Origin of the sequence: Thermoclostridium caenicola (assembly GCF_900142095.1) — a bacterium.
Taxonomy (GTDB): domain Bacteria; phylum Bacillota; class Clostridia; order DSM-8532; family DSM-8532; genus Thermoclostridium_A; species Thermoclostridium_A caenicola.
In genome coordinates this window covers 40,424-53,399 of the sequence record NZ_FQZP01000012.1, presented here as the reverse complement: position 1 = coordinate 53,399, position 12,976 = coordinate 40,424, and the positions used below count along the sequence as shown (strand labels likewise).

The following is a 12,976-nucleotide window of genomic DNA, read 5'->3' as shown; positions in this document are numbered from 1 at the left end:
GGATATTATGTAGATACAGCGGGGAAAAATGCAAAGAAAATACAAGAATACATCAGGAATCAGTTGCAAGAGGATATAGCAGCCGACCAAATATCACTTAAGGAATATATAGACCCGTTTACGGGTGAGCCAGTAAACAAACACAAAAGATAAACCCTTTAGTGTTAGTGAGTAAAAAACGTGCGATTGGCAAACTCATTCAGTACATCTTGAGATGTTGCTGGTAACAGCCCCTTATAGGGGCAGAACAAACCGCCGGCTGAGCCGGCGGTTCTGATTCGACCCTCGCTTACGCTCCGGTCTCCTGCGACGCCGAAAGTTCAAGCCCCTTTGTCCATACAAAAAAGTGAAGGGTTTTCCCTTCACTTGGTGCGGACAAAGGGACTTGAACCCCCACGGTTTCCCGCCAGATCCTAAATCTGGTGCGTCTGCCAATTCCGCCATGTCCGCATGATTTGATGCAAATAATATGATAAGGTCAATATGAGGTTTTGTCAACTTAATGCATCAACCATTTCCTCCTTCCTGGAATCGATTGAATTTATCACCTCACAGATAAGCATATGGGGAGCGACACTCACCTTTTTCTTTTACACCTATGATGAACCTATTTCAATCCGTGCTCCCCGCAAGGGAGCGGCGGGATTACCCCGACCTGGACCAGCCCATCCAGGATATTTCAATCCACGCTCCCCATACGGGGAGCGACTCCCACGTCATGTCTGCCTGTTTGACCTGCGTTTTATTTCAATCCACGCTCCCCATACGGGGAGCGACGCTCACGGGCAATCTCAGCTTCAACAAGGGCACATTTCAATCCACGCTCCCCATACGGGGAGCGACGGAATTCAAGGCTTCAATGGACAATATCCAGCAAATTTCAATCCACGCTCCCCATACGGGGAGCGACGCAGGAGCTTGAGGTATACAATGAGGCCCTTGATATTTCAATCCACGCTCCCCATACGGGGAGCGACCATAGGTGCACGCGTAGAGCTTGCTGGGGAAAGGATTTCAATCCACGCTCCCCATACGGGGAGCGACATCCCAGAATGGCGGTCAGCAGGTTGGACGAGGATATTTCAATCCACGCTCCCCATACGGGGAGCGACGAGCCACCATCATTTACAGTTAATTTACCGGGGGATTTCACTCCACGCTCCCCATACGGGGAGCGACCGTTGTTGCGAAATCTCAGTTATCATCTCTGGCGATTTCAATCCACGCTCCCCATACGGGGAGCGACGTTTTGGCGCGTAAAAAATCGTGTAATGAAATGATTTCAATCCACGCTCCCCATACGGGGAGCGACGGTGTTCATCTGCATTATGTTAGGCTTTACATAATTTCAATCCACGCTCCCCATACGGGGAGCGACTTGTAAGCATATGCTTTTTATTTCCCGCGAAAAAAGATTTCAATCCACGCTCCCCATACGGGGAGCGACCCTGCTTGGTTTCACCAGTTGCGTATAATAATTATTTCAATCCACGCTCCCCATACGGGGAGCGACATCTCCTGGACCCGGCGCATGTCGTTGGCTCGGAGATTTCAATCCACGCTCCCCATACGGGGAGCGACGTGATAGGGCATCCTTCTAGCCCTTCAACCTTAAATTTCAATCCACGCTCCCCATACGGGGAGCGACCCTTCTCAAATTTTAATTTTTAAACTCCTCCGAAATTTCAATCCACGCTCCCCATACGGGGAGCGACCAGGTTCAGGGTGGACAAACGGAGACCGAGGATTATTTCAATCCACGCTCCCCATACGGGGAGCGACATCCCAGAATGGCGGTCAGCAGGTTGGACGAGGATATTTCAATCCACGCTCCCCATACGGGGAGCGACAAACACCATGCGATCAAGACCGCCGAGGACCGCAATTTCAATCCACGCTCCCCATACGGGGAGCGACTTCCAGTATATTTTAATTGATGTTGTACTGCCGGGATTTCAATCCACGCTCCCCATACGGGGAGCGACGAAGCAGTTCTTTATATAGTTCTTTGTCCAAAGGTATTTCAATCCACGCTCCCCATACGGGGAGCGACCGTCATCAATCCTGTATAAAAGCGGCAGCCAGCATTTCAATCCACGCTCCCCATACGGGGAGCGACGCGTCCACGCTCCGTAACCTACGCCGTTTTTGTAAATTTCAATCCACGCTCCCCATACGGGGAGCGACGTCCACGCTCCGTAACCTACGCCGTTTTTGTAAATTTCAATCCACGCTCCCCATACGGGGAGCGACGTCGAGAAAATGAGCCATCCAAACTATATTCTGATTTCAATCCACGCTCCCCATACGGGGAGCGACTTTATATCAAAACATGGTTTGTGCGAGCGTTGCGATTTCAATCCACGCTCCCCATACGGGGAGCGACATAATGCCGCGCTGCCTCTCGGACGCGGTCAGGAATGATTTCAATCCACGCTCCCCATACGGGGAGCGACGGGACTTGAACCCCCGACCTACGGCTCCGAATGCATTTCAATCCACGCTCCCCATACGGGGAGCGACGGGCCCTGACGGTTACTTCTGCGGCCAGGTCGATATTTCAATCCACGCTCCCCATACGGGGAGCGACTCCTCTTCAATCTTAGTCATGCGGCCCCCAATGGTAATTTCAATCCACGCTCCCCATACGGGGAGCGACAACAAATATGGGCACGCCAGCATTTTTGCATTGTAATTTCAATCCACGCTCCCCATACGGGGAGCGACGCGGAAAAGCAGGCGTTATTCCGCTCGCTGATAGATTTCAATCCACGCTCCCCATACGGGGAGCGACTAAAACGGCTTGTCCGGATTTGCTGCCTCTCTTAATTTCAATCCACGCTCCCCATACGGGGAGCGACTGTGAATGGGCTGACATGGGAGCAGATAGAAGAAATTTCAATCCACGCTCCCCATACGGGGAGCGACCCGCCCCGCTCCGCACAGCGGGGCTTCAATCAGGTGATTTCAATCCACGCTCCCCATACGGGGAGCGACTGCGGTCATGTTTACTCATTATACATTTTACCACAATTTCAATCCACGCTCCCCATACGGGGAGCGACAAAAAGAGATGTTAAAACTTAAGCGGTTATTTAAATTTCAATCCACGCTCCCCATACGGGGAGCGACCCCTGCAGTGGTAAGCCCTATAATAGTTGGAGTATTTCAATCCACGCTCCCCATACGGGGAGCGACAAAAACCTGATAGGGTGGTGATTATGACGGAGAATTTCAATCCACGCTCCCCATACGGGGAGCGACGAAACTCGGTTTCTGTGGTTTAGCGGTGCTGACCGTATTTCAATCCACGCTCCCCATACGGGGAGCGACTTCCTGCACGAGTGCGTCATTGTGCCGTCTGCTTATTTCAATCCACGCTCCCCATACGGGGAGCGACCGGATCGCTTTGCACCACTGCGCCGTTTGCGAGAGCATTTCAATCCACGCTCCCCATACGGGGAGCGACTCAATGTATGGTGGATTTGTATTCTCCCTGGAATATTTCAATCCACGCTCCCCATACGGGGAGCGACGCTTTCGTTAGGCTCTGCAAACTGTACCTTGGTCATTTCAATCCACGCTCCCCATACGGGGAGCGACCATGAATTCGTTTATCTTTGCCATACCGGCAAATTTCAATCCACGCTCCCCATACGGGGAGCGACACCGTAGACGCCGTTCTGTATCGTCATGCGGTAGATTTCAATCCACGCTCCCCATACGGGGAGCGACGCCTGCCTCTATAAGCGGGTTCAGCTCACGAGCAATTTCAATCCACGCTCCCCATACGGGGAGCGACTTGTCGCCGGCGTATTCAAGCGCAGCCCAAAAAGTATTTCAATCCACGCTCCCCATACGGGGAGCGACCAACAATCCAACGTCCCGAATACGGGGCAGGGTGATTTCAATCCACGCTCCCCATACGGGGAGCGACCGCAAGGTTTAGATATAAGGCTAATGACAGACAAGTGATTTCAATCCACGCTCCCCATACGGGGAGCGACCCGGGATATTCAGGCCAAGGCCGCCGACCCCAGATTTCAATCCACGCTCCCCATACGGGGAGCGACGGGCAATATTTCATTGGTGGTAAAGTATGTAGGTATTTCAATCCACGCTCCCCATACGGGGAGCGACGCAACTTCGTCTTTCTCGTGGATGGAGCATAGAAATTTCAATCCACGCTCCCCATACGGGGAGCGACAGCACCAGGACCATTGCAAGGCAATCAAGGACATCATATTTCAATCCACGCTCCCCATACGGGGAGCGACTGACAAGCTCTCCGAGCGTACCGGTATCAACCGGATTTCAATCCACGCTCCCCATACGGGGAGCGACTCATAAACGTTGTTCCTGAGGTTTCCTTCTACAAATTTCAATCCACGCTCCCCATACGGGGAGCGACGCTCACCGCAAAAAAGGTGCAGTCCATGCTCTTATTTCAATCCACGCTCCCCATACGGGGAGCGACTCTCAGCAACGTAAGCAGAGAAAAGCCATAGTGGATTTCAATCCACGCTCCCCATACGGGGAGCGACTATGGTTCGCTGTGACAAATTTCCATGTAATATGATTTCAATCCACGCTCCCCATACGGGGAGCGACAAAGACAATAGCGCTTGTTGAGATGATACAGCGTTGATTTCAATCCACGCTCCCCATACGGGGAGCGACCGTATATGCAACAACAAAGAGCAATGTCATCAATTATTTCAATCCACGCTCCCCATACGGGGAGCGACCCTGCGTTAAAGGCAGAGTTCGAGGAATACCTTGAGATTTCAATCCACGCTCCCCATACGGGGAGCGACGAAATAAGATTGGAAAACCATTGACCTATGCTAATTTCAATCCACGCTCCCCATACGGGGAGCGACTCATACAATATAAGATTTATCAGCGCATTCATTATTTCAATCCACGCTCCCCATACGGGGAGCGACTGCTACCATATAATGCCTATATTCGTTGACAAATATTTCAATCCACGCTCCCCATACGGGGAGCGACGCTGTCATTTCGGCTCTCGTAGGCAAGGGTGGCATTTCAATCCACGCTCCCCATACGGGGAGCGACGCCTGCGTCCTTAAGGAGTATTTGTATGATTCCATAATTTCAATCCACGCTCCCCATACGGGGAGCGACGGTTATATTGTGCGTCATTGTGCGTACAATTACATTTCAATCCACGCTCCCCATACGGGGAGCGACCGTTGGTAATGTTGATGGGTCTGATAGTTTCGTATTTCAATCCACGCTCCCCATACGGGGAGCGACGAAAGAATCTATGTCAGAATTGAACCTTCAACAAAAATTTCAATCCACGCTCCCCATACGGGGAGCGACAGCATACTATTTTTCAATAGGTCGCGGCCCTCCTATTTCAATCCACGCTCCCCATACGGGGAGCGACATTTGACCGGTGTAGATCTTACAGCTGTACTTGATATTTCAATCCACGCTCCCCATACGGGGAGCGACGGCACTTTGCCTTTTAACTTGTAACCCTTAACCCGATTTCAATCCACGCTCCCCATACGGGGAGCGACCATATTTTTAGGTAGTTTATGGGTGATAGTTAAATTTCAATCCACGCTCCCCATACGGGGAGCGACGACGACATCGGCAAAACTGTGTTTTTGACAAAAGAAATTTCAATCCACGCTCCCCATACGGGGAGCGACATATTTGTTTACTGTAAGAGCGGATAACTTTATTATTTCAATCCACGCTCCCCATACGGGGAGCGACAATACACCAATTTACATATTGTTTTGTGGTTTTATATTTCAATCCACGCTCCCCATACGGGGAGCGACACGCTTATAAAAGTTTGGTACTACAATGGTGAGTGATTTCAATCCACGCTCCCCATACGGGGAGCGACCAAACTTTACGCACCCCTAAGCGTGCGTTTGATATTTCAATCCACGCTCCCCATACGGGGAGCGACAAGTGCCATAGATATGTTATCCTATATCCAAATATTTCAATCCACGCTCCCCATACGGGGAGCGACTAAACAGGACGCAAAATACTTTAAGTCGAGAGCTATTTCAATCCACGCTCCCCATACGGGGAGCGACCGGGCTAAGGGGTACAGGCTCAAAGGTAAAGTGCCATTTCAATCCACGCTCCCCATACGGGGAGCGACAGGGCAACGTATCATTGGTTGCTAAGTTTGTAGGTATTTCAATCCACGCTCCCCATACGGGGAGCGACTCCCCCTGAGATTGCATATTCCTTCGGCGAGATGATTTCAATCCACGCTCCCCATACGGGGAGCGACAGTGTTCGTCCCGTTCTTTTCCACTTGCGAGAGCATTTCAATCCACGCTCCCCATACGGGGAGCGACAGACAACACAAAGTCACCGCTTGGTTGCCTGATGATTTCAATCCACGCTCCCCATACGGGGAGCGACTTTAGCCATACTTATCATGCCGGACATATATAGCATTTCAATCCACGCTCCCCATACGGGGAGCGACTCTGCAGCACCATTTATATTTCATACCTGGAGAGAAATTTCAATCCACGCTCCCCATACGGGGAGCGACGTTAATCCGCTTGCTGGTTTTGCATTTGCTATTGATATTTCAATCCACGCTCCCCATACGGGGAGCGACTGCGAGAGGAAGCAAAAAGGTTTGGGATTTCGTTATTTCAATCCACGCTCCCCATACGGGGAGCGACCCGGGCTGGATGCTTTATCAAATCAGCTCAAAAATATTTCAATCCACGCTCCCCATACGGGGAGCGACGGATTTGCAGGAGTTACTGCGTCCATCAACATCGATTTCAATCCACGCTCCCCATACGGGGAGCGACACGTACATTAATCACCTTACCAGTAACCAAACAATTTCAATCCACGCTCCCCATACGGGGAGCGACGTTCATGGGCTATGCCCCCCTGAGCGTCCGCTTGATATTTCAATCCACGCTCCCCATACGGGGAGCGACGAGTATGACGCATAAGGATACATATTTGACCTATATTTCAATCCACGCTCCCCATACGGGGAGCGACGGCCGGTGTGTTCAAACGTAGCCCCAAATCCGAATTTCAATCCACGCTCCCCATACGGGGAGCGACATATTTGGCGGTGGCAGGTTGGTTGTCAGCACAAATATTTCAATCCACGCTCCCCATACGGGGAGCGACATTAAAAAAAAATTTGCAGAGCAGCCCCAAAATAATTTCAATCCACGCTCCCCATACGGGGAGCGACAGCAAAAATAGACAAAAAATAAATATGTATTTGTATAGGCGGCACAAAATTTCTTTAAATCTGGCACCAAAATATTCCTTTTTCAAGGTACTAATGGTAATATTATAACATTTAATTGTTATAACCCTGGTGCGAATCATCCAGGATTTTTATGTAAGCATACCATTCGCACTTTAAAGAATAAGATCACCTTCAATGTCAAAACTTTTCTTAACGCCGAAATGTTCCACTCTACCTTTATAATTATTTCCGAGATAATAGAACCTCAAGCTATCCTTTTCCTCATCAATTATCTTTAGGAGTATTTCTTTTACTTGCCTGCATTTTGCCTCATCCATAACGCATTCAAATACAGAATTTTGGACTCTCTGCCCATAATTTACACATTGCTTTGCTACTTTTCTTAAACGCTTTTTTCCACTCTCTGTTTCTGTATTAACATCATAAGTTATTAATACCAACATACTATCACCTATTTCCATAAGAATGGAGGATATTGGTCAATATCTCCTCGGATATATCTGGCGAGTAGCAAGGCCTGTACATGTGGTACAATTCCCCACTCAACTTTTTCCTGTAAAAAAGGATGTGTTATAACCTCTTTCTTTTTTGCTTGCCAATTGGATAAAACTATTTTCCTGGTTTCATCATTCATGATTACAGCTCCATTCTCTTTAACTGAAAATCCATTTGGCGAAACTATTTTTTTATTAACAAGTGATAGAACAAATCTATCTGCAAAGACAGAGCGTAATTCCTCCATAAGATCCAAGGCTAGAGACATTCTACCTGGTCTATCTTTATGCAAAAAACCTACATATGGATCTAGCCCAACAGTTTGCAATGCAGACGCACATTCATTGGCAAGCAGTGTGTATGAGAATGAGAGTAGAGCATTCAAATTATCCAATGGAGGTCGCTTATTACGATTCTTAAAATAAAAATCTTCTTTCTGCTGAAGAACTAAATCATCAAAAACAGAAAAATATATACTAGATGCTTCTCCCTCTATTCCTCTGAGTTGTTGTGTATCTGTACACAATTTTACTTTTAAGATAGCATCCTTAAGAAAGGCCGATTTTCTTTTGAGTTTTTCTACATCCAGCCGTAAAGCATGATCACGAAGAGCCCTTTCTATAACCCATCGAGAATTAAAAATCTTGCCGATAATCATGTTTTTTGCAATTACTGTACACATTTTTTCGTCATCTGAGATTCTATATTGTGTTTTACGCAACACGACATTTCCTGTTTCTGACCCGACAATACGAGCTAAAAAACGACCGCTAGAAGACAAAAAACATAAAGAAATATCCCTGCTAGCACAGGCTCCCATAAGTGCAGGGCTTGCTCCTATGTACCCAAATGTAACAATCCCCTGAATATTGTGTAAAGGTATTCTCCCCACTTCTTCGTTGCTTTCCAGAACAACAACATTTTCTCCATCCAGGGCAAGGTATTTATTTGGGGATGTAACATAGAGAGTATTTAATAATTTCTTCACTTTCAATCCTCATCTATCATCTTAGTTATATACTTTTCAACTGTGCTGAACCGTCCGAGTGCTGGAACACATAGATCTTTCAAGGAACATAGATTGCATTTTTTCGTTTGCTTTACTTTTGGTGTGTATTGCCGATTGTAACACATATGCATCTGCTCAGTTATTTCTCTTACCTTGCTTCTATACTCTGAAGTTATTACTATTTTCTGCCTATGCCTGATTTCGCCATAGAAGAGATATCCTATTTCAACCTTACAACATAACATTTCTTCAATGCACATTGCTTGCGCTGTTAATTGTAGGATATCAATATCAGATTCCTTTGGTTTTCCGCGCTTATACTCTATGGGGTATGGCATGTATTTTCCCTCTCTTCCAAACAACTCAACGCCTGCGATGTCTTTGTGGAATTCGACAACATCACAGACACCATTTATTCCCAGAGATGCAGAAAATACAGGCATACCCCTGGTAATCAATATGTCTCCTCTTTTTTCAAATGCTTGTCCCTCGTGAGCATTCTTATGGAGCAATTCGCCTTCTACAGTTCTCAGATTATCTTGCCATTGCTTTTCAATATGTATTAATGCCCACTGCCTTGGACAAAAGGCATAATGCTGTATTCCTGCTAAATTTAGATATTCTTCTTCACTATACACCTTCATATTCTTCAACACTTAGGTTAGCCAAAGGATTTAATTTTATTTCATAATCATTAATTGACGATGGTGTTTCTACACCTTGCTTTCTTGTTATTACAACAGAATTATGAACTTTGGCTGAAGAATATTGACCAAGTTTATTATTATGCCTAAACCAGAATAGTTTTACTACCTCCATACTTCCTTCTGGACGCGCAGAACTGGAATCATTGACAAACAGTGTACGAATAGCCTCTTTTATTTTTTCTGCATCATCCTCTGTAAACCCGGTCAACTCTGCAAGTTGAACATTAATGCTGCCTCTTAGAACATATACTCCAAAATCAACACGGTGTTTCATACCCATTGTATCAGACGATTTTTTTGAATTGTCGTTCGATTCATTATTCACGCTTTTTGTAATCTGAATGCTGGTAATATCAATGGGATCAACACTAAAGGCGGGATGTATAGAGACAGGCCCTCTGATACCAACAGATACCCCATCTCCACTTTCATCTTTTTCTTCTTTTTTACTCTTAAAAGCAAACACTTGCCCAAAGCTACGCACATCCAACCAGCTTTCACAAGCAATTCGCTTAAACTCATCCCTATTTTTTGCTTTTTCTGCTTTTACGAGTAATTCATTAGCCAAAGCACGTTCACGTAATGACTGATATCCGTCCACGTTCTTGTCATCTGATTGAACGAATATTTTCTCCCCCATATCCAAAAGCCGATTCCTTATCTTCCTCTTAATACATACATCCGAAATCTCACCCAAACCGGTATAAGTTGTTCTGGGTAAATTACCGTTCAATGGATCCCCATTTGGGTTAGCGTTCTTAACTGAAATAATAGCAACAAAATCAATTTTGTTTTGAAGTACACTCATTTTTTATCCCCTCCTGATTTTATTCTCCTAAACTCATTTTTTTGTGCATCAAACCCTAAGATCATTCTTCCATCCAGATTTTTTAACTCAGCAAACTTATCCGGTGGTATTTTTGCTGATATCTCTTCTTTTATCCTGCAGTACATTGCCGCTTTGCTTCCTAAACGTCTGATATAAGGAACAAGCTTGTCATTAATAATTCTCCAGGTTTTGCAGGGTTCAACAGCAAATTTCGTGAAATACCTTATGGCGTTCGTTTCTCTATCCTCGTTCTGAAGCCATAACGCATGCCTCTCAATTTCATCTGCAACAGCCAATAGTCGTCCACAGTTGTAAACAATATCCATGCTATCATTATCTACATTCACGTTCCATACCTCCTTAGAATTGGTTTTTTCAAATCTGTGTCTTTTATAGACAGAACATGTTATGGTCACAACTTTGCGCCAGTTATAATTCTCTTTATAGTTTTGGGGACAGATTGCTTTTCTGACCAAAGCATGGACAATATCAACCGGAATATGGGCATGATCTACAATACAGGGTAATAATCTTTCCACAGTAGCACCAATCAATTTGCTCTCAGCCCTTATCACTCTATTCTGTTCAGTTCCAAATGCAACCTTTGCAATGTCGTCAAGAGCAGGTGCACCGATAAATTCTATTAACTTATTATTGTGTTTCTTGTATGTGTGAATCCAAGAGCACTCCTCATGCCAGGCTTTGATATTGTCAAATAGTTCATTTCCCTGCGTACCATGAAACTCGCGATAAAATGTTATGGATAATCTGCCTTGAGTAGCAGAATCCAATCCGATTAACGCCAAATCTGTATGACTATCAATGCTAGCCTTGTAACCAGAGATTGCTCTGTTAAATCTTCGAGCTATTTCTTCCTTCGTATATATCATCGGTTCATTAGAGTTTAATTCATCTTCATATAGAAAAGCCTCATCAAATGTGTCTCCTGTAAGGGATGGCACTTTTTGAGCTTTTGTTCCCCATAGTAAAAACACCTTATCGCCAAAGCTTTTGCCTTGTTTCGCTATTAACCACTTAAGGGCATTGTGCGCCTTTTGTGATACCTCATAGCCCACTTGCACAGCTTCTTCAGCCGATCTGAAACGACCCCTGTATGTAAATCCGGATTCATCGTTTGCAGATATAATTTTTGCCTGATCAGCAGGATGCCTTATTTTTTTAGGATGATTATTTGAGCATGGCACCATTTCTCCTGTTATATAGCACAATTGCCGTTCTTTTTGCTTACTGAGATAATAATCTATATAGTCCTGACATACCTTTGGATCATCCCAAAGGTTGACAATATTATCGAACCCGGCAACTCCAAATCTAACAAATGCATCACTTTGATTTTGCTTACTAGCCAGTGTTTTGAAGATTGGAGGTTTTTCGTCTTTATTTCCAGTCCATTTATCTATCAGCTTATTGTTATTATCACATACCAGAATACCTTCTCTAATCAGGTCATGAACTAGACATCCTTTTTTCAAATAATTATAAACTGCACATACCTTTTTATTGGAATAAGCCGAACTACACCATTCCTCTAATTGCTCCATATACTTTTTATGAAACTCGGAACCTTTATTCCCCCCAAAATGCGAATAATCACCGGCTACATATTGAAGCTTATCATGTAGTGGATGAGAAACAGGATTCTTCCCTGAGCGACTAGCAGATGCCTCAGAGCATGGAATAAGTGTCTCCTTGTCATTAAACAACACCCTACTACTTACATAATTGCCATCTGAATCAACAATAATTTCAATATCAGCATTCTGTGTTGTATGCGCAATTGGCAATGGTCCATTCGTTCCTTTTTCAAACACATTGTTATACGTCTCATTCAACATGACAAGCCAACTCATTTATTAATCCCCCCTTTGCCCACAAGCATCATCTAGAAACTCAGAGACATCGATTATCGTAAAGTTCCTACCATTAATGAATTTTTTAGGTGTCATCTTAGAAATAACTCTTTCTTTTGGACACTCTTCCGGTCTACAAAAGTTGATGACACCATTAACCATTTTGGGGTACCAGAACTTTACGGTCATTTCATGGCTGGACTGTTCATCGGGATATACAATGGAGTGATATTGAAGACCAAAATCCATTTCACCCATGTTATCATAATATCCTTCTCCCTCATCAAATTCACATGGTTCGACATACGCTTGACATTCACGTGCTCCTAAGAAAATATCGCGCCTTCCACCTCGTTCAATGCATCTTTTGGCTATACAATAATGCTTGTTTTCATTTCGATCTTCAGCGAGATCAGGTCTGTTCATGTTGAACTCAAAATGTGCCTTGACATGATATTCAACATCACTTAAATAAGTATAATAGGATAGATCATTCCCTCCACCAGGTTTAAGTGTACGTACCGCTTTCGACTCAGTTTTTATTGGTTTCATAATGCGTACACTATCTATGTACCAGATAATTGTAGGTTTGAAATATATACTTTCCGTTATGCCCTTAAGAGCCTGATATGTTGGTAAAGTAAGACTCATCTTTTCAGCTCCGATTTTCGTAACCGGATCAGTAAATAATGCATATTTACCATAAACCTTATATGTTATCTGATTTCTCATATATATCCCTTTCTTTAAAATAGAAATTATATGCATCATTTTATTTACAATAATAGAACAACTGGTTTATTA

Annotated in this window: 6 protein-coding genes, 1 tRNA gene, 1 pseudogene and 1 CRISPR repeat array; of the genes and pseudogenes, 1 reads left to right on the top strand and 7 read right to left on the bottom strand. The window is 44.9% G+C overall.

The features are described from left to right. Positions 1-153: pseudogene (locus F3H12_RS05200) on the top strand (IS200/IS605 family transposase); the annotation flags it as partial. 214 nt (positions 154-367) lie between these two features. Here F3H12_RS05200 and F3H12_RS05195 read toward each other — a convergent pair. The 7 genes from F3H12_RS05195 to cas5c form a co-directional block, all read right to left on the bottom strand. After that, a tRNA-Leu gene (locus F3H12_RS05195) sits at positions 368-450 on the bottom strand. 226 nt (positions 451-676) lie between these two features. Continuing rightward, positions 677-7,240: direct repeats of the CRISPR family, unit length 33 nt; unit sequence ATTTCAATCCACGCTCCCCATACGGGGAGCGAC. A gap of 173 nt (positions 7,241-7,413) precedes the next feature. After that, positions 7,414-7,704, bottom strand: coding sequence for a CRISPR-associated endonuclease Cas2 (gene cas2 / locus F3H12_RS05190; protein ID WP_149678303.1), 291 nt, complete (start codon positions 7,702-7,704; stop codon positions 7,414-7,416). Between the two features lie 8 nt (positions 7,705-7,712). Continuing rightward, positions 7,713-8,744 carry a type I-C CRISPR-associated endonuclease Cas1c gene (gene cas1c, locus F3H12_RS05185; RefSeq protein WP_149678302.1) on the bottom strand — a complete coding sequence of 344 codons (1,032 nt, stop codon included), beginning with the start codon at positions 8,742-8,744 and terminating at the stop codon, positions 7,713-7,715. Positions 8,745-8,746: 2 nt separating this feature from the next. Then, positions 8,747-9,409 (bottom strand): CRISPR-associated protein Cas4, encoded by a 663-nt coding sequence (gene cas4 / locus F3H12_RS05180; RefSeq protein WP_149678301.1) that lies wholly within the window; start codon positions 9,407-9,409, stop codon positions 8,747-8,749. After that, a complete protein-coding gene (cas7c, locus tag F3H12_RS05175; RefSeq protein ID WP_149678300.1) occupies positions 9,396-10,280 on the bottom strand; it encodes a type I-C CRISPR-associated protein Cas7/Csd2 in 885 nt (294 codons plus the stop codon). Before cas7c ends, cas4 begins: the two co-directional genes overlap by 14 nt. Next, a complete protein-coding gene (cas8c, locus tag F3H12_RS05170; protein ID WP_149678299.1) occupies positions 10,277-12,172 on the bottom strand; it encodes a type I-C CRISPR-associated protein Cas8c/Csd1 in 1,896 nt (631 codons plus the stop codon). The genes cas7c and cas8c overlap by 4 nt, the downstream gene beginning before the upstream one ends. Positions 12,173-12,175: 3 nt before the next feature. Further along, positions 12,176-12,904: a type I-C CRISPR-associated protein Cas5c gene (gene cas5c / locus F3H12_RS05165; RefSeq protein ID WP_149678298.1), complete on the bottom strand. Its 729-nt coding sequence runs from the start codon at positions 12,902-12,904 to the stop codon at positions 12,176-12,178. Positions 12,905-12,976: the final 72 nt, after the last annotated feature.

Excerpts from the sequence above, each read along its gene's own strand:
- cas2 (WP_149678303.1), bottom strand. The coding sequence starts at position 7,704 with ATGTTGGTATTAATAACTTATGATGTTAATACAGAAACAGAGAGTGGA.
- cas4 (WP_149678301.1), bottom strand. The coding sequence starts at position 9,409 with ATGAAGGTGTATAGTGAAGAAGAATATCTAAATTTAGCAGGAATACAG.
- cas7c (WP_149678300.1), bottom strand. The coding sequence starts at position 10,280 with ATGAGTGTACTTCAAAACAAAATTGATTTTGTTGCTATTATTTCAGTT.
- cas8c (WP_149678299.1), bottom strand. The coding sequence starts at position 12,172 with ATGAGTTGGCTTGTCATGTTGAATGAGACGTATAACAATGTGTTTGAA.
- cas5c (WP_149678298.1), bottom strand. The coding sequence starts at position 12,904 with ATGAGAAATCAGATAACATATAAGGTTTATGGTAAATATGCATTATTT.